Annotated in this window: 12 protein-coding genes; 11 read left to right on the forward strand and 1 reads right to left on the reverse strand. The window is 68.6% G+C overall.

The genetic code is table 11. The annotated features are described in order from the left end of the window. Positions 1-72: 72 nt before the first annotated feature. The 3 genes from acs (at position 73) to IFS44_RS02435 (ending at position 3,522) form a co-directional block, all read left to right on the forward strand. Positions 73-2,028 carry an acetate--CoA ligase gene (gene acs, locus IFS44_RS02425; RefSeq protein WP_192097353.1) on the forward strand — a complete coding sequence of 652 codons (1,956 nt, stop codon included), beginning with the start codon at positions 73-75 and terminating at the stop codon, positions 2,026-2,028. Continuing rightward, positions 2,025-2,651 carry a response regulator transcription factor gene (locus tag IFS44_RS02430; RefSeq protein WP_192070413.1) on the forward strand — a complete coding sequence of 209 codons (627 nt, stop codon included), beginning with the start codon at positions 2,025-2,027 and terminating at the stop codon, positions 2,649-2,651. The genes acs and IFS44_RS02430 overlap by 4 nt, the downstream gene beginning before the upstream one ends. A gap of 82 nt (positions 2,652-2,733) precedes the next feature. Next, positions 2,734-3,522 carry a hypothetical protein gene (locus tag IFS44_RS02435; RefSeq protein WP_056407757.1) on the forward strand — a complete coding sequence of 263 codons (789 nt, stop codon included), beginning with the start codon at positions 2,734-2,736 and terminating at the stop codon, positions 3,520-3,522. Between the two features lie 18 nt (positions 3,523-3,540). Here the strand turns inward: IFS44_RS02435 and IFS44_RS02440 are convergent, their stop codons facing one another. Next, positions 3,541-6,864, reverse strand: a complete 3,324-nt coding sequence (locus IFS44_RS02440) for a hybrid sensor histidine kinase/response regulator (RefSeq protein ID WP_192097354.1) — start codon at positions 6,862-6,864, stop codon at positions 3,541-3,543. 155 nt (positions 6,865-7,019) lie between these two features. Between IFS44_RS02440 and IFS44_RS02445 the strand changes: the two genes are divergently transcribed. The 8 genes from IFS44_RS02445 (at position 7,020) to IFS44_RS02480 (ending at position 17,812) form a co-directional block, all read left to right on the forward strand. Next, entirely contained in the window at positions 7,020-8,654 is a 1,635-nt protein-coding gene (locus IFS44_RS02445) for an NAD(P)/FAD-dependent oxidoreductase (RefSeq protein ID WP_192097355.1), read from the forward strand. Positions 8,655-8,714: 60 nt separating this feature from the next. Then, positions 8,715-9,704, forward strand: a complete 990-nt coding sequence (locus IFS44_RS02450; RefSeq protein WP_192097356.1) for a cell wall hydrolase — start codon at positions 8,715-8,717, stop codon at positions 9,702-9,704. A 94-nt stretch (positions 9,705-9,798) separates the two neighbouring features. After that, positions 9,799-10,026, forward strand: coding sequence for a hypothetical protein (locus tag IFS44_RS02455; RefSeq protein WP_052380834.1), 228 nt, complete (start codon positions 9,799-9,801; stop codon positions 10,024-10,026). Between the two features lie 110 nt (positions 10,027-10,136). Then, positions 10,137-11,429 carry a dicarboxylate/amino acid:cation symporter gene (locus tag IFS44_RS02460; RefSeq protein WP_192097357.1) on the forward strand — a complete coding sequence of 431 codons (1,293 nt, stop codon included), beginning with the start codon at positions 10,137-10,139 and terminating at the stop codon, positions 11,427-11,429. Positions 11,430-11,573: 144 nt separating this feature from the next. After that, entirely contained in the window at positions 11,574-13,169 is a 1,596-nt protein-coding gene (locus tag IFS44_RS02465) for an isocitrate lyase (RefSeq protein ID WP_192097358.1), read from the forward strand. A 397-nt stretch (positions 13,170-13,566) separates the two neighbouring features. Next, positions 13,567-14,244, forward strand: a complete 678-nt coding sequence (locus tag IFS44_RS02470; protein ID WP_192097359.1) for an ABC transporter ATP-binding protein — start codon at positions 13,567-13,569, stop codon at positions 14,242-14,244. Next, on the forward strand, positions 14,241-16,751 hold the full coding sequence (locus IFS44_RS02475; RefSeq protein ID WP_192097360.1) for an FtsX-like permease family protein: 2,511 nt from the start codon (positions 14,241-14,243) through the stop codon (positions 16,749-16,751). The genes IFS44_RS02470 and IFS44_RS02475 overlap by 4 nt, the downstream gene beginning before the upstream one ends. Continuing rightward, positions 16,751-17,812: a lipocalin-like domain-containing protein gene (locus tag IFS44_RS02480; protein ID WP_192097361.1), complete on the forward strand. Its 1,062-nt coding sequence runs from the start codon at positions 16,751-16,753 to the stop codon at positions 17,810-17,812. Before IFS44_RS02475 ends, IFS44_RS02480 begins: the two co-directional genes overlap by 1 nt. Positions 17,813-17,822 lie beyond the last annotated feature (10 nt).

Consider the following 17,822-nt stretch of genomic DNA (forward strand, 5'->3'; position numbering starts at 1 on the left):
ATCATCCCTGACTTTGGTTGGGGGTGCCGCGTACCGCGCGACCGTCTAGAACGGCGGCAAAAGGAGAGTGTGATGACCGAGGCCAGCTATCCCGTTCCCGCAGCATGGGCCAAGGACGCACGGATCGATGCCGCCGCCTATGACCGGATGTATGCCGAGGCCGCGACTGATCCCGATGCCTTCTGGGCGAAAGAGGCGCAGCGGCTCGACTGGATCGTTCCCCCGACCAAGATCAAGGACACGTCGTTCGACGAGGCCGATTTCCGCATCCGCTGGTTCGAGGACGGTCAGCTCAACGTCGCCGCCAATTGCGTCGATCGCCACGCCGATACACGCCCAGACGCGACCGCGATCCTGTGGGAAGGCGACGACCCCGCCGACTCGCGCACGATCAGCTACGCCGAGCTGCGCGACGAAGTGTCCCGGCTCGCCAATGCGCTGAAGGCACGCGGCGTCGCGAAGGGCGACCGCGTCACGATCTATCTGCCGATGATCCCCGAAGCCGCGTGCGCGATGCTCGCCTGCGCGCGGATCGGCGCGATCCATTCGGTCGTGTTCGGCGGCTTCTCCCCCGACAGCCTGTGCAACCGGATCCACGATTGCGACAGCCGCGTCGTCATCACCGCGGACGAAGGGCTGCGCGGCGGCAAGACGATTCCGCTGAAGGCCAATGTCGATGCCGCGCTCGATCAGGGCAATCTCGGCGTCGAGACGGTCATCGTTGTCCGCCGCACCGGCGGCGACATCGCGATGACCGAGGGCCGCGATTGCTGGTATCACGAGTGCGTCGCAAACCAGTCGACCGACTGCGCACCCGAACCGATGAACGCGGAAGACCCGCTGTTCATCCTCTACACCAGCGGATCGACCGGGCAGCCCAAGGGCGTGCTCCACACCACCGGCGGCTATCTCGTCTGGGCGTCGATGACGCATGAATATGTGTTCGACTACCGCGAAGGCGACGTGTTCTGGTGTGCGGCCGATGTCGGCTGGGTCACCGGCCACACCTATACGCTGTACGGCGCACTCGCGAACGGCGCGACGACGGTGATGTTCGAGGGCGTTCCCAACTATCCCGATCACAGCCGCTTCTGGCAGATCGTCGACAAATATCAGGTCAGCACGCTCTACACCGCACCGACCGCGCTTCGCGCGCTGATGCGCGAGGGTGACGACTGGGTCACGCGTACCAGCCGCAAGTCGCTCCGGCTGCTCGGGTCGGTCGGCGAGCCGATCAACCCCGAGGCCTGGAACTGGTATCACAATGTCGTCGGTGAAGGCCGCTGCCCGATCGTCGACACCTGGTGGCAGACCGAGACCGGCGGGCACATGATCAGCCCACTTCCCGGCGCGACCGCGCTCAAGCCCGGCAGCGCGACCAAGCCGTTGTTCGGCGTGGTGCCCGAGCTGGTCGATGCCGACGGCAAGGTGCTCGATGGCGCGGTCGAGGGCAATCTCGTGATCGCCGACAGCTGGCCCGGGCAGATGCGGACCGTGTGGAACGATCATGCGCGCTTCTTCCAGACCTATTTCTCGACCTATCCGGGCAAGTATTTCACCGGTGACGGCTGCCGCCGCGACGCGGATGGCTATTACTGGATCACCGGCCGCGTCGACGACGTGATCAACGTCAGCGGCCACCGCATGGGCACCGCCGAGGTCGAGAGCGCGCTGGTCGCGCATTCGAAGGTCGCCGAAGCCGCGGTCGTCGGCATGCCGCACGACGTGAAAGGCCAGGGCATCTATGCCTATGTCATGCTCAATGCGAATGCCGAACCGAGCGAGGAGCTGCGCAAGGAACTCGTGCAATGGGTCCGCCGCGAGATCGGTCCGATCGCGACGCCCGATGTCCTGCAGTTCGCCCGCGGCCTGCCCAAGACGCGCTCGGGCAAGATCATGCGCCGGATCCTGCGCAAGATCGCCGAGAACCAGCTCGACGGTCTGGGCGATACCTCGACGCTTGCCGATCCGACGGTCGTCGACGCGCTGATCACGGGTCGCGAAAAGGCCACCGCCGCCTTCGCATGACCGCGCGCACGATCCTGATCGCCGACGACCACCCGCTGTTTCGCCAGGCGCTGAAGCTGGCGGTCGGTCGCGCGGCCCCCGATGCGACGATCCTCGAGGCGGGGCAGCTCGGCGAGGCGATCGAGGCGGCGCGCGGCGCCGCCCGCCTCGATCTCATCCTGCTCGACCTGCGGATGCCGGGGTCGGAGGGCTTTGCGGGTGTCGCCCTGCTGCATGCCGAGCGTCCCGACACGCCGATCGTCGTCATCTCGTCCGCCGACGAGGCGGAGGCCGCGCCGCGCGCGCGCGCCTATGGCGCGGTCGGCTTCGTATCGAAGACCGCCGATCTCGCCACGCTCGAAAATGCGGTCGCGCGCGCGCTGGCGGGCGACCGCGATGCCCCCGTCGCCGCCCTGCCGGCCGATGACATCTCCAATCGCGTCGCCAGCCTGACCCCGACCGAATTGAAAGTATTGCTCGGCGTTCTCGCGGGGCGACTCAACAAGCAGATCGCGTTCGACCTCGGCGTTTCGGAGGCGACCGTAAAGGGCCACATGACCGCGATCCTGCGCAAGCTCGGCGTCCAGAACCGCACCCAGGCGGTGCTTGCCGCGCGCGCGCTCGACATTCGCTTCGCCGACTAGCCGACCGCCTCCCACTTGCGAGACGAGCCGCACGGCAATCGACGTCTTGCGACACCACCTTGCGCGGTCTAGGCGACCATCAATGGCTTCGACGTCCTACCTGTCCGCGTCGAACCGATCGCGCCAGCCGCTCTGGCGGCGCGCGCGTTCATTCCTGCTGGCGATCGCCGCGCATGTCGTCGTCATTCTCCTGCTGCTGCGGCTCGCGCCAACGCCGACCAAGCCCGAGCCGACGCCACCGCCCAGCAGCTTCCGCCTGTTACCCGACCGCGAGACGAAACCCGAGACCCCGCAACGCCCGGTGATCGAAAAGGCGAAGAAGGTCGCCGGCGGCGCCTCGCCCAGATCGCCCCGCCCGCCATCGACCGCGCCGGCGTCGGACCCGCGCCCCGTCACCCCTGCCCCGGCCTTCCCCAAGATGCTGGCGGGCGGCATGGAGTTGTTCGATTCGGCGGACATATCCAAGATCCCGTCGCACCCAGGCGATCGACAGGCGGGCGGCTCTGACACCGATGGCGCGGGCGCCGGCAAGGACAGCGGCTCTGCCTACGGCCCAGGCGAAGGTCCAAGTGGCGAGCGGCTCTACAATGCCGAATGGTATACCGAACCGAGCCATGCCGAACTTGCGGGCTATGTTCCCAATGGCGCCCCCCCGGGCAGTTGGGCACTCATCGCCTGCCGGACCGCGGAGAATTACAGGGTCGAGAATTGCCGGTCGCTCGGCGAATCCCCGGTCGGCTCGGGGCTGGCCCGCGCAATGCGCCAGGCCGCATGGCAGTTCCGCGTGCTGCCGCCCCGGGTCGGCGGCAAGAAGATGATCGGCGCCTGGGTCCGCATCAAGATCGACTTCACCAGCGCACCGAACAAATAGGCGCGCTGGGTCAGCACCTTAAACCGCAGCCGCGGCTGCCGATGCGCGCTCAAGGAATGCCCATAGCTCGCCTGGCACCACCGGCTTGTTCAGCACGGTGATCCCCGCACAGCGCGGATCGTCCGCCGCGCTGCGGTCCGCGGTCACCAGCGCGATCGCGGGCGCCGGCGCCATCGCCGACAATCGTTCGGCAACGTCCAGTCCGTCCTGCGCCACCTCGAGATGGAAATCGATCAGCGCGACGTCGGGCTCTTCGTCCGCCGCCAGCGTCATCGCCTCCTCGATCGTCGCCGCCAGCAGCGGGACGCAGCGCCGCGACCGGAGCGCCGCGTCGAGCGCCGCGAGAATGGCGGCATCATTGTCGAGGCACAGGACGCGCAGCCCCGGCGGCAGGTCGCGCAGGACCGGGGCCGTCCTGGCACGATCGGGCAGCGTCGCATGCGCCGCCAGCGGAACGCGAACGGCGAAGGTCGACCCCGCACCCGGCTGCGACCGCAATTCGATCCGCAGGTCGAGCAGTTGCGCGATCCGCTGGACGATCGCCAGCCCCAGTCCGACACCGCCGCCCGCGCTGCCCTTGCTCTCCACCCGCTCGAACTCGGCAAAGATCCGTTCACGGTCACCCGCCGCAATTCCCGGCCCGCTGTCCCGCACCTCGACCAGGACGTCACCGCCGCGCCGCCGCGCGCCGATCCAGATCCGCCCCGACGGAGTATAACGCACCGCATTCGACAGGAAGTTCTGCAGGATCGAGCGCAGCAACGACCGGTCGGTGGCGACGATGTGCGTCCCCGGGTGCGAGGCGAGGATCAACGCACGTTCGCCGGCGAGCGGCCGGAACTCGGCGGCCAGTTCCTCGATCAGGTCGCCGAGCACGAACTGCTCGATCTTCGGCACGACCCCGCCCGCGTCGAGCCGCGACACGTCGAGCAAGGCCCGCAGCAGCGTATCCGCCGACCCGATCGCGCCATCGATCGCGCGCACCAGGTCGGCCTGGTGCGGCGCCTTGCCCTCGTCGAGTGCCGCGCAGAAGAGCCGGGCGGCATGAAGCGGCTGGAGCAGGTCATGGCTTGCCGCGGCAAGGAACCGGGTCTTGTCGCGCGTCGCGGTCTCGGCATGCCGCCGCGCCTCGTCGAGCATCGTATTCGTTTGGGCCAGATCATGTGTCCGCGCCTCGACCCGGGCCTCCAATTCCGCCTGCGCGGTCTTCTCCGCGGTGATGTCGGTGAAGCTCTGGACATAGCCGCCGCCGGGCATGGCCTGACCGACCGTCTTGATCCACCGCCCCGACGGTCGAAGCCGCTCGAAACTGTGCGGAAGGCCGCGTTCGAGATGCGCGAGCCTGCGCGACACATGCGCTTCGACGCCACCCGGCCCGCATTCGCCGCGCTCGGCATTGTAGCGGATCAGATCAGCGATCGGCCGTCCGGCGATCACATAGTCCTCGGGATAGTCGAACATCTCGACATAGCGCGGATTCCACGCGACGAGCCTCAGATTGGCGTCGATCACGCTGACGCCCGGGTCGATCGTCTCCAGCGTTGCCGACAGCAGCGACCGCGAGAAGCGCAGGCTGCGTCCCCGCTGGTCGAGCAGCCGGACGACGTCGCCTACTTCCATCGCCGAACCCGCAAGGCTCGACGTCACGATCAGCCGCGCCGAGGGTGCGCCGATCACGCCCGCGATCAGCCGTTCCGCCTGACGGGCGGCGCGTCCGTCGATCGGCGCGCCCGGATCGCGTGACAGCGGGTCCAGCCCCTCTGCGGCTTCGGCATCGCCGACGAAGCGCGCAACCAGGATCTTCAGCTCGCCAAAGGTCGTGACGTGATCCAGCACGCTGTGCCGTCCCCCGAACACCCGCCGCCGCGCCGCGTACAGGTGCAGCCCCGCCATCAGCGCGATATTCACGCCCAGGCTCCAGACCGTGCCGTTGACCAGCGGCGATCCAAGCGCGACCCGCATCAGCGCATCGGGGTCGAGCAACCCCCCGCTGGCTTTCGCAAGACTGGCGCCGAAGCCACCCAATACCGATTGCATCAACAGGCAATAGGCCCAGACGACGACGCCGCCGATCAAGCCGCCGCGCGCCGCCCGGGTATCGGCAAAGCCCCAGCCGACGGTGGCGATCAGCGCGGGCGCGAACTGCGCGACGCCGGCGAACGCGATCAGCCCGATCGATGCGAGCGACAGCTCGTCGCCGATACTCGTGCCGTACCACAAAGCCGCGGCGACGATCGCGGCGATGATCACGCGCCGGACACGCAGCAGCCGCCGCCCCAGATCGCCCTCCCCGCCATCGGTCTGCCGCCGCAGCAGCAATGGGGCCAGCAGGTCGTTGGTCGCCATCGTCGACAGCGCGATCGTCTCGGCGACAACCATCGCGGTCGCGGCGGAAAACCCGCCGATGAACGCGAGCAGCGCCATCGGATCATTGTCGCGCGCCAGCGGGACCGCCAGCACGTAGAGGTCGGGTCGCGTATCGGCGGGCAGCACCGCCAGCCCCGCGAGCACGAGCGGCAGGACCATCACCGAGATCACCGCGAGATAGGCGATGAACGGCCAGCGCGCGCGCCGCACTGCCGCCGGGCCGCTCGCTTCGAGGATCCCGACATAGAATTGACGTGGCAGGCAGAGGATCGCGCAGGCGGATAGCAGCGTGCGGACAAAGAAGTCGGAGGTCAGCGCGTCGGGCGCGAAACCCTCGACGAACCCGGTCAGCGGCGGCGTGATCCGCGCGGCCGGCATCGTCGCAAGCAGCGTCAGCGCGAATCCGCCGAGCGCCACGAAGCAGAGCAGCTTGATCAGCGACTCCGCCGCGATCGCCGCGACCACGCCGGTATTGCCCCCCGCCACTTCATAGCGTCGCGCGCCAAAGCTGATCGCGAACGTCGCCAGCAGCAGCGCGACGAGCGGCCCGACCAGCACCGATCCGCCGATCCCGACCAGCGCGCCGAAGCTGAGCGTCACCGAGCGCAGCTGCAGCGCGATATAGGGTATCGACGCGACCAGCGCGGTCCCCGCGACGATCGCCGCGGTACTCCGGCTGCGACCATAACGCGCCGAGATGAAGTCGGCGATCGAGCTCGACCCTTCGTCGCGCGCCAGCCGGACGAGCTTGGTCAGGAATCCCGGCGCGAGCAGGAACACCAGCGCCGGGCCGAGGTAGATCGACAGATAATCCCAGCCGCGCGTCGCCGCGGTGCCGACGCCGCCGAAGAACGTCCAGCTGCTGCAATAGACGGCCAGTGACAAGGGATAGGCGATCCGCGCCATGCGCGGCGATAGCCCACGCCGATCGACGACCCAGGCAATCCCGAACAATGCGGTGCCATAGGCAAGCATCGCGGCGATGACGACGGCGCTGTTGATCGGCTAGCTCCTTTGGTCCCGGATGCCGGTACCGTGCAGTCCGGGCCGTCCCAGGGCAAGGCCTGCACGGTCTGCGCTTCGGTACCACAGCTCATGGCGAAACCCCGCGGCCCGCGTTACAGGGCCCCATGCTCCGCATCACCGAACTCAAGCTGCCGCTCAACCATGCCGACGAAGCGATCCCCGCCGCAGTCTGCAAGCGGCTGCGCATCACCCCCCGCGAATTGATCCGCTACACCGTCGCGCGGCGCGCACATGACGCGCGCGACAAGATGGACATCCAGCTCGTCTATTCGATCGACGTCACCGCGAAGAACGAGGCGACGATCCTCGCGCGGTTCCGCAAGGACCGTCACGTCAACACGACGCCAGATACCGGCTACCGCCACGTCGCCAAGGCACCCGAGACGCCGGGCGCGCGTCGCCCGGTCGTCGTGGGGACAGGGCCGTGCGGCCTGTTCGCGGGCCTCATCCTCGCGCAGATGGGGTTCCGCCCGATCATCCTCGACCGCGGCAAGCTGGTCCGCGAACGCACCAAGGACACCTGGGGCCTGTGGCGCCGCAGCGTCCTCAACCCCGAATCCAACGTCCAGTTCGGCGAGGGCGGCGCGGGCACCTTCTCCGACGGCAAGCTGTGGAGCCAGATCAAGGATCCCCGCCATCTCGGCCGCAAGGTCATCACCGAGTTCGTCAAGGCCGGCGCTCCGCCCGAGATCCTGACCGAGGCGCATCCGCATATCGGCACGTTCCGGCTGGTGACGATGGTCGAGGCGATGCGCGCGACGATCGAGTCGCTCGGCGGCGAATATCGCTTCCAGCACCGCGTCGACGATCTCGACATCGCGGTCGATGCGGACGGCACGCGGCGCATCCGCGGGCTTCACCTGCATACCGGCGACTATCTCGAGGCGGATCATGTCGTGCTCGCGGTGGGGCACAGCGCGCGCGACACCTTCCACATGCTGCACGATCGCGGCGTATTCCTGGAGGCGAAGCCCTTTTCGATCGGCGTGCGCATCGAACATCCGCAATCCTGGATCGACGAGGCGCGGTTCGGCCCCTGTGCCGGCCACCCCGATCTCGGCGCCGCCGCGTACAGCCTGTCGCATCATTGCACGAACGAGCGCACCGTCTACAGCTTCTGCATGTGCCCGGGCGGTACCGTCGTCGCGGCGACGTCCGAGGAAGGCCGCGTCGCCACCAACGGGATGAGCCAATATTCGCGCAACGAGCGCAACGCCAATTCGGGACTCGTCGTCGGCATTGATCCTGCGCGTGACTATCCCGGCAATCCACTGGCGGGCATCGAATTGCAGCGCCACTGGGAATCGCGCGCCTATGTCGCCGGCGGATCCGATTATAAGGCCCCCGCGCAGCGTCTCGGCGATTTCCTCGCCGGCCGCCCGTCGAGCGCGCTTGGCACGGTCATCCCGTCCTACCGCCCCGGCGTCCACCTCACCGATCTCGCCGAATGCCTTCCCGAGTTCGCGGTCACCGCGATGCGCGAGGCGCTGCCGGTATTTGGTCGCGACATTCTCGGCTATGATCACCCCGACGCGGTCCTCACCGGGGTCGAGACGCGTACCTCGTCCCCCGTCCGGATCACGCGCGGCGACGATTTTCAGAGCCTCAATACGATCGGCCTGTTTCCCGCCGGCGAAGGCGCGGGCTATGCGGGCGGGATCCTGTCGGCCGGCGTCGACGGCATCAAGGTCGCCGAGGCGGTCGGACTTAGCCTCGTCGGCGCCACGCCGGGAGCTTAACCACTATCTAACATCCGGGTGGTACGCGCAGGCTTCCTGTCACGACGCGCGACCTACCCCATGCTCAAGAGAACAGTGCTCGGTTTCGCGGCGATCGCCGCCAGCACCTCGTGCGTTCCCCCGTCGACGCGCGTGGCTGCACCGACGGCTGGCGTCCCGGTCCGCGACGCAGCAGAAGCGCGTAGCCTGCTCGCTGGGCTCGCGCTCGAGGTGCCTGCCGAACCGCTCGACCGCGCCTTTGCCGCCTCTGCAGCCTCCACCGACGACACCCCGCGCACCCTCGCCGCCGCGCCCGCCTTTCCCGGCGCCGCGCAGAGTGACGACGACCGCCAGCGCGCCATCGCCTGCCTGACCGCCGCGGTCTATTACGAGGCACGCTCCGAACCGACCGATGGCCAGCGCGCCGTCGCACAGGTCGTGCTCAACCGGGTTCGCGATCGCGCCTTTCCGCACAGCGTCTGCGGCGTCGTCTATCAGGGGTCGACACGGCGCACCGGCTGCCAGTTCAGCTTCACCTGCGACGGCTCGATGAACCACCCCCGCGATGGTGCCGCCTGGGCAAGGGCCGCATCGGTCGCGCGCGCCGCGTTCGACGGCAGCGTCTTCGCGCCGGTCGGCGCCTCGACCTCCTACCACGCCGCTTCGATCCTGCCCTGGTGGGCGCCAAGCCTCAGCCGGGTCGGCACAGTCGGTGCGCACATCTTCTATCGCTGGCGCGGCGCGATGGAGCGCGCGCTCAGCTTCCGCCAGACCTATGCGGGCGTCGAACCGACCCGCGTTGCGGCGCCCGATACGATCCTCGCTGCGTCCCCGTCCGCCTCAACCGAATTCGGTACGGCGGGATCCGGCGTCACCGTTCATCGCGGCCGGACCATGCCGGGGATGGAGACTGCGATGCCGACACCGCCGGAGTCGTCCGCCGCCACACCACGCGTGCATATGGCGTCGGGCGTCCGCATCCATATCGGTGCGGCGCATGCAGGCACGGTTTTTGGCAGCGGCGCCCCGCTACCGGTCGTTTCGATTTCAGAGGAAAGCGATCCGACCTGATCGCCCTTTGGGGGGTGCCACAGCGCGACGGGCACGGTATCGCCCGTGCCATGTTGCTCCACCTGCCCTGCCCCATGACCCGCTTCGGATCCCGATGCTGACCGCCAGCGAATTGCGCGATCGGCTCGTGACCGTTCTGACCCGCGACCATCTCGGCGACCGGCGTCGCTGGCGCATGGCGGTCGGCGAGGTCCGGGTCTATTCCACCGCCACGCACGCGCATTGCAACTGGTCGGTCACGCCCTCGGGCAGCGCTGAGGACATCGACCGGATCGAGACACTCGTCGACCGGTTTCGCGAGGAATTTCCGATCATCCGCTGATTGACGAGCCGCGCGACCGACAAGCTCGGCTATCCCGGCACGGACAGCGTCTTCGTTGCACCGCACCATGCAAAAGCTGTATTTCGTCCGGTTCATACGGGACAGCGGCCATGCAGACATTACGGCGATCGTTCGGATTACAGGTTCTGATCGGGATGATCGCCGGGCTCGCGCTCGGCTTCGTCGCGCGCGGAACCGGCGCGGGATCTGGCCTCGCGGAAACGCTGCGCATCGTTGGCGAGATCTTCGTTCAGTTGCTGAAGACTCTTGTCGTCCCGCTCGTCTTCACGGCGATCATCGCGTCGATCGCCGCGCTGCGCGATCTCGACAATGCGCGGCGGCTGGTCATCAGCACGCTCGCCTGGTTCGCAATCACCGCGCTGATCGCGGTGTCGATCGGAATCGTCCTTGCGCTGGTGATCCAGCCCGGCGTGACCGCGGGGGTCAGTGCCGCCAGCGCGGTCGCGCCGACGACCGCCGGGTCGTGGCTCGACTTCCTGCGCGGACTCGTTCCCGCCAATATCCTCGGGCTCGAGGCGTCGACCAAGCTGACCGACGAGACCGCGCGGACTGCGCTGTCGTTCAACGTCCTGCAGATCATCGTCATCGCGATCACGATCGGAATCGCCGCGGTCCGGATTGGTGATGCGGGCGCGCCGTTCCTCGCCTTCAATGCATCCGCGCTCGCGCTTTTCCGCCGCATCCTGCGCTGGGTAATACGGTTGACGCCAATCGGTACGGGAGCACTGCTCGGCAACGCGATCGTTCGCTATGGCTGGCAATCGCTGTCGGCGCTCGGCGCGTTCAGCATCGCGGTCTATGCCGGGCTCGCGATCGTACTGTTCGTGGTCTACCCGCTGCTACTGCTCGCCAACGGGCTCAGCCCGCGGCGGTTCTTCGCCGCCGCCTGGCCCGCGATCCAGCTCGGCTTCGTGTCGCGCTCGTCGATCGCCGCGCTGCCGGTGACCGAGGATGTCGTCGAACGCGGCCTCGGCGTCCCACGTACCTATGCCGCCTTCGCCGTGCCGCTCGCCGCCACGACCAAGATGGACGGGTGCGCCGCTATCTACCCCGCGGTCTCGGCGATCTTCGTCGCGCAATATTACGGCATCCCGCTGCATGCCGCCGACTATGTGCTGATCGTGCTCGTGTCGGTGCTAGGGTCCTCCGCCACCGCAGGGCTGACCGGCGCGGTCGTCATGCTGACGCTCACGCTGTCGACGCTCGGCCTCCCGCTCGAAGGCGCAGGCCTGCTGCTCGCGATCGACCCGATCCTCGACATGGGCCGCACCGCGGTCAATGTCGCCGGGCAGGCGCTCGTCCCGACGATCGTCGCCAAGCGGCAGGGCTTGCTCGATCCGGCACTGCAAGACGCCGGGACGGCGCAGGCCGCCACGGCATAACTGCGCGCTGTCACAAACGTGACAAGAAGACTCAGGCACGCGCAGGAGTTTGACAGCGCGACGCTGTAGCTGCCTCCTAGCCCCGAGCGATTCGTTGTCATGTTGTGTACCGATCCGTCATCAAACGCGGAACGAGGATGCAGCATGACCTTCCAGACCGACCTTACCCAGATCGACCAGCTGATCGCCGCGCGGAACGGCACCTGGGACGGGATTTCCGCCGAATCGGTCGCCCGGATGCGCGCACAGAACCGCTTCCGCTCGGGTCTCGACATCGCCCGCTACACCGCGGGGATCATGCGCCGCGACATGGCTGCCTATGACGCCGACCCGGCGAACTACACCCAGTCGCTCGGCTGCTGGCACGGCTTCATTGCCCAGCAGAAGATGATCAGCATCAAGAAGCATTTCGGCACGACCGACCGCCGCTATCTTTACCTCTCGGGCTGGATGGTCGCCGCGCTCCGCAGCGAATTCGGGCCCCTTCCCGACCAGTCGATGCACGAGAAGACGAGCGTCCCCGCGCTGATCGAGGAACTCTACACCTTCCTGCGCCAGGCGGATGCCCGCGAGCTCGGCATGCTGTTCCGCGACGTCGATACGGCGCGCGCGGCAGGCAACGCGATCGAGGAGAAGCGCCTGCTCAACGCGATCGAGAACCACCAGACGCACGTCGTCCCCGTCATCGCCGATATCGACGCAGGCTTTGGCAATGCTGAGGCGACATACCTGCTCGCGCGCAAGATGATCGAGGCGGGGGCCTGCGCACTCCAGATCGAAAACCAGGTCAGCGACGAGAAGCAGTGCGGGCATCAGGACGGCAAGGTCACCGTCCCGCACGAGGACTTTCTCGCCAAGGTTCGCGCCTGCCGCTACGCCTTCCTCGAGCTCGGCGTTGAGGACGGCATCATCGTCACGCGCACCGACTCGCTCGGCGCCGGCCTCACCAAGCAGATCGCGGTCAGCAAGACGCCCGGCGATCTCGGCGACCAGTATAACTCTTATCTCGATTGCGAAGAGATCGACCCCGCGACCGCGCAGAATGGCGACGTCATCCTCAACCGCGACGGCAAGCTGCTCCGCCCGAAGCGCCTGCCCTCCAACCTGTTCCAGTTCCGTGCCGGCAGCGGCGAGGATCGCTGCGTCATGGACTGTATCGCAAGCCTGCAGAACGGCGCCGACCTGCTCTGGATCGAGACCGAGAAGCCGCACATCGAACAGATTGCCGGGATGGTCGACCGCATCCGCGAGGTCGTTCCCAACGCGAAGCTCGTCTACAACAACTCGCCCAGCTTCAACTGGACGCTGAACTTCCGCCAGCAGGTGTTCGATGCGTGGAGCGAAGCCGGCCGCGACGTGTCGGCCTATGACCGGACGCGCCTGATGAGTGTCGACTATGACGGCACGCCGCTCGGCGACGAGGCGGACGAGCGCATCCGCACCTTCCAGGCGGATTCGGCAAAGCGCGCCGGCATCTTCCACCACCTGATCACGCTGCCGACCTATCACACCGCGGCGCTCTCGACCGACAATCTCGCCAAGGAGTATTTCGGCGATGCAGGGATGCTCGGCTATGTGAAGGGCGTCCAGCGCAAGGAAATCCGCGAGGGTATCGCCTGCGTGAAGCACCAGAACATGTCGGGCTCCGACCTGGGCGACGATCACAAGGAGTATTTCGCGGGCGAGGCGGCGCTGAAGGCCGGCGGCGTCCACAACACGATGAACCAGTTCGCGGCCTGACGCCCACGCCGGAGCGCAAGCTCCGGCGCGGACCCGCGTCAGGCCCGGCCGGCGGGGCCAAAAGCCCCGTCCGACGCCGCGGCTTTGGCCTGGCTCACCACAGGCGAGAGCGCCAACGCACCTCCAAGCACCTCCCCGGCGAAGGCCGGGGTCCAGTCGGGGGACAGCAGCGATGGGCGCTTCGCTCTATTACGCCCACCTCTCCAGCTGGACCCCGGCCTTCGCCGGGGAGGTGCCTTTCACGAGGGGGCAAGACTAATGTGGCGAAGTTCGGAGGGTCACGATGCCGTTGCATCGCCCGGGCTCACCCATGCCCTCACGAAAACCAGCCCCCAAGACAACCCATGGCAACACCGCCGCGCTGTCCCCCGGCCGCGCGCCGTGGCATGAGCCCCAGATGCAAGACCGCGCCCTGCTTCGCGTCACCGCGCTCGAAAAGTCGGTCCCCGGCGGCCGCCAGCTCTTCCGCGGGCTCGACCTCACCGCGCGCGCCGGCCAGCTGATCGCGATCGTCGGCGAAAGTGGCGTCGGCAAATCGACGCTGCTCAACATCCTCGCCGGGCTCGACGCGCCCGACGCAGGGCATGTCGCGATCGAGGACACGATCCTCGACACACTCGACGAAGCCGCGCTGACCCGGCTGCGCGCGACGCGGATCGGGTTCGTGTTCCAGGCCTTTCACGTCCTGCCCTATCTGACCCTTCGCCAGAACGTCGCGCTTCCGCTCGCGCTCGTGTCGACCGACCGTCGCGCGATCGCCGACCAGGCGCAGGCGATGCTCGCCCGGGTCGGGCTCGGCACGCGCGGCGACGGCTATGCGCGCGACCTGTCGGGCGGCGAGCTGCAGCGCGTCGCGATCGCGCGCGCGCTCATCCATCGTCCCGCGCTGATCCTCGCCGACGAGCCGACGGGCAATCTCGACCCCGACACCGCTGCGAAGATCCTGACGCTGTTTTCCGACGCGGTTCGCGAACAGGGCGTCGCCGCGATCATCGTCACCCATTCGGCGGCGGCCGCCGCGATCGCCGACGATGTTCTGACGCTGACCGCAAACGGGCTGGAACGCGCGCGATGAGCATCCTGTCGGCGCGGCTCGCGCTGGGCTGGATGATCGGTGGCGAGTGGCGCGCGCATCCCGCGCGGCTCGCCCTCACCGCGATCGCGATCGCCATCGGTGTCGCGCTCGGCTTCGCGGTCCACCTCGTCAACGGATCGGCGCTGTCGTCATTCGAAGGCGCATTGCGCACCGTCAAGGGCAGCGCGGATCTTCAGGTCAACGCGACCAGCCCGCTCGGCTTCGACGAAGCGCTCTATCCCAGGGTTGCGACCGCGGCCGGCGTCGCGGACGCGAGCCCGGTCGTCATCCTGCGCGCGACGATCGGGAGGCGGCCCGTCACCCTGCTCGGCCTCGACGTGATCCGTGCGGCACAGGTCACGCCGTCGCTGGTCGGCATCGCCCCCGCCGGGATCGACCGGCGGGGCGACGCGGCGTTCGACGACGCCGCGCTCTATCTGTCCGCCGCGGCGATGCGCAACGTGAATGCCCGTCCCGGCGCGATGCTCGTCGTCACCGCCAACGGTCGAACCGCAACGATGCGCGTCGCCGGCCGGTTGCCGGGCGTAGCCGAGGGCGAGGCGATCGGCGTGATCGACATCGCCGCGGCGCAGTGGCGCTTCGACCGGCTCGGCCGCCTCGACCGGATCGACGTGAAACAGCAGGACGGCGCCGCCCCTCCACGCCTCGCTACCATTCTGCCGCGCGATGCGACGATCGGCAGCGACGCAAGTGATGCGACCCGCAGCGACGCGCTGTCACGCGCGTACCGCGTCAATCTCGACATGCTCGCGCTGGTCGCATTGCTGACCGGCGGGTTCCTCGTCTTTTCCGCGCAGTCGCTGTCAGTGGCACGCCGGTTGCGGGCCTTTGCGCTTGTCCGCACGCTCGGCCTGCCGCGCAACGGGATCGTCGCGACCGTCGCGCTGGAGGGGCTGGCGATCGGCGTGATCGGCGCCACGCTCGGTCTGCTGCTCGGCTATGCGCTGGCCTATGCCGCGCTCGCCCGGTTCGGCGCGGACCTTGGCGCAGGCTATTTCGCCGATGGCCGCGTCCGGCTGACCTTCGCGCCCGCCGCCGCGATCGGCTTCTTCGCGCTCGGCCTGCTGGCCGCGGTCGCTGGCAGCGTCCTGCCGGCGCGGATCGCGGCGCGGGCGGCCCCCGCCGCGGCACTGCGCAACGCCGGCGACGTGATCGACCCCCGGACCCCCATGCCCGTCCGCCCCGCCGCCATCCTGATGCTGCTCGGCGGTGGCGCGGCGCTGCTCCCCGCGATCGGCGGCCTGCCCCTGTTCGGGTTTGCGAGCATGGCGCTGATACTCGCAGGCGGCATCGCCGGCATGCCCTGGCTCGCGCGCACGCTGCTCGCGCCGCTCAGCCGCGGTGGCGGGCGGTCCGTCCCCGTAGACCTCGCCATCCGCCACCTCCACGGTGCCCCCGCCCAGGCCGCCACCGCGCTGTGCGGGATCGTCGCGAGCACCGCGCTGATGATCGCGATGGCGGTGATGGTCACCAGCTTTCGCGGCGCGGTCGACGAATGGCTGGGTCAGGTCCTCTCGGACGATCTCTATCTTCGGGTCGAGGGTGGCACCGGGCTCGATCCCGCGGCGCAGGCTCGGTTGCGCACAGTGCCCGGCATCACAGCGATCGCGTATAGCCGGCAGATCCCACTGACGCTCGCGCCGGACCGGCCGCCCGTCTCGCTGATCGCACGTCCGGTTAAGACCGATGGCCCCGACCCCAGCCTCGTGCTGCTTGAAAGCGGACGCGCCCGCCCCGCCGGCACCGCGCCGATCTGGATCTCGGAGCCCGCCGCGCGGCTCTATGGCTGGTCGGTCGGCGACAGCGTCACGTTGCCGATCGCGGGCCGGTACGTCGTCGCAGGGATCTGGCGCGACTATGCCCGCCAGCAGGGCGCGATCATCGTCCGCGACACCGACTATACGCGCGCCACCGGCGACCGCTCGCGGACGGAGGCGGCGATCACGCTTGCCCGCGGCGCGGATCCCCGCACCGTCGAGCGCGCGCTGACCGCGGCGGCGCCCCCGGCGCTGACCAGCCTCGTCTCGATCGCGCGCCCGGCCACGCTGCGCCGCTATGCCCTCGAACTCTTCGATCGCAGTTTCGCCGTCACCTATCTGCTCGAGGGGGTGGCGATCCTCGTGGGGCTGGCAGGCGTCGCCGCGACCATGTCCGCGCAGACGATCGCCCGCACACGCGAATTCGGGATGCTCCGCCATATCGGCGTCGCAAAGCGGCAGATCGTCGCGATGCTGGCGACCGAGGGGGCGTTGCTCGGTCTCGTCGGTGGCATCGCCGGGATTACGCTCGGCGGGGTGATGGCACAGGTGCTCGTCCACGTGATCAATCCGCAGTCGTTCAACTGGACCATGGCGACGCGCATCCCCTGGGGCAGCATCGGCGGAGTAGCACTTGCGCTGATCGTTGCGGCGGCGGGTACCGCGGTACTTGCCGGCCGGCGCGCGATCGCCGCCGATGCGGTCCGCATGGTCAGGGAGGACTGGTGATGCGCCCAGTGTTTACGTTCACAGCGCTGGCGCTGACCGCCGCAGTGCCGGTCGCCACCGGCTATCCCGTCGTCCGTCCCGGCCCCTCCTTCACCTTCCCGCGCGAACACGGTGCGCATCCGGCATTCCGCACCGAATGGTGGTATGTCACCGGTCTGCTGAAGACGCAGGACGGCCGCAATCTCGGCTTCCAGATCACCTTCTTCCGGACCACCCCGGGCACCGACGCGGCGAACCCCAGCCGCTTCGCCCCCAAACAGATCCTGTTCGCGCACGCAGCGCTCTCCGACCCCAAACTCGGCCATCTTCTGCACGGGGAACGAGCGGCACGGGCGGGGTTCGGTCTGGCCCAGGCGCGCATCGGCGATACCGACGTCACGCTCAAGGACTGGCAAATCCGCAGGCGACCCGACGGCCGGTTCACGACCACCGTCACCACCGGCGATTTCGCGCTGACGCTGACACTGACACCGCGCCAGCCGCCCCTGCTGCAGGGCAAGGCCGGTTACAGCCAGAAGGGTCCGCGGCCCGAACAGGCGAGCTATTACTACTCGATCCCGCATCTCGCGGTGGCGGGGCAGCTGGTGCGGCACGGCACGCCGCAACGCGTCACCGGACAGGCGTGGCTCGACCGGGAATGGTCGTCCGACTATCTCGGCGGCGGCGCGGTCGGCTGGGACTGGACCGGGCTCAATCTCGACGACGGGGGGGCGCTGATGGCGTTCCGCATTCGTGGCCGCGACGGCAAGCCGCTCTGGGCGGGTGGATCGCTGCGCCGCGCGGATGGCCGCGTCGTCCGGTTCGCGCCCGCCGACGTCCGGTTCGATCCGCTCCGCCAGTGGCGCTCGCCGCGCACCGGGGCGCTCTACCCCGTGACGCAACGCCTCACCGTCCGCCTCCCCGAAGGGGTCCGCCGCTTCCGCCTCGATCCGCTGTTCGCCGATCAGGAGCTCGATGCCCGCCGCAGCGGCATGCCCGTATACTGGGAAGGTGCGGTCCGCACGGCGGGCGGCAGCGGCTATCTCGAGCTCACCGGCTATGCCGATCCGCTGCAGATGTGACGCCTGCCGG

The sequence above is a fragment of the Sphingomonas sp. CFBP 13706 genome, assembly GCF_014842355.1.
In the GTDB taxonomy this organism is placed as follows: domain Bacteria; phylum Pseudomonadota; class Alphaproteobacteria; order Sphingomonadales; family Sphingomonadaceae; genus Sphingomonas; species Sphingomonas aerolata.

Bases quoted from the DNA above. Each gene is read 5' to 3' on its own strand.
- acs (WP_192097353.1), top strand. From the start codon at position 73: ATGACCGAGGCCAGCTATCCCGTTCCCGCAGCATGGGCCAAGGACGCA.
- IFS44_RS02430 (WP_192070413.1), top strand. From the start codon at position 2,025: ATGACCGCGCGCACGATCCTGATCGCCGACGACCACCCGCTGTTTCGC.
- IFS44_RS02435 (WP_056407757.1), top strand. From the start codon at position 2,734: ATGGCTTCGACGTCCTACCTGTCCGCGTCGAACCGATCGCGCCAGCCG.
- IFS44_RS02440 (WP_192097354.1), bottom strand. From the start codon at position 6,864: ATGCTTGCCTATGGCACCGCATTGTTCGGGATTGCCTGGGTCGTCGAT.
- IFS44_RS02445 (WP_192097355.1), top strand. From the start codon at position 7,020: ATGCTCCGCATCACCGAACTCAAGCTGCCGCTCAACCATGCCGACGAA.
- IFS44_RS02450 (WP_192097356.1), top strand. From the start codon at position 8,715: ATGCTCAAGAGAACAGTGCTCGGTTTCGCGGCGATCGCCGCCAGCACC.
- IFS44_RS02455 (WP_052380834.1), top strand. From the start codon at position 9,799: ATGCTGACCGCCAGCGAATTGCGCGATCGGCTCGTGACCGTTCTGACC.
- IFS44_RS02460 (WP_192097357.1), top strand. From the start codon at position 10,137: ATGCAGACATTACGGCGATCGTTCGGATTACAGGTTCTGATCGGGATG.
- IFS44_RS02465 (WP_192097358.1), top strand. From the start codon at position 11,574: ATGACCTTCCAGACCGACCTTACCCAGATCGACCAGCTGATCGCCGCG.
- IFS44_RS02470 (WP_192097359.1), top strand. From the start codon at position 13,567: ATGCAAGACCGCGCCCTGCTTCGCGTCACCGCGCTCGAAAAGTCGGTC.
- IFS44_RS02475 (WP_192097360.1), top strand. From the start codon at position 14,241: ATGAGCATCCTGTCGGCGCGGCTCGCGCTGGGCTGGATGATCGGTGGC.
- IFS44_RS02480 (WP_192097361.1), top strand. From the start codon at position 16,751: ATGCGCCCAGTGTTTACGTTCACAGCGCTGGCGCTGACCGCCGCAGTG.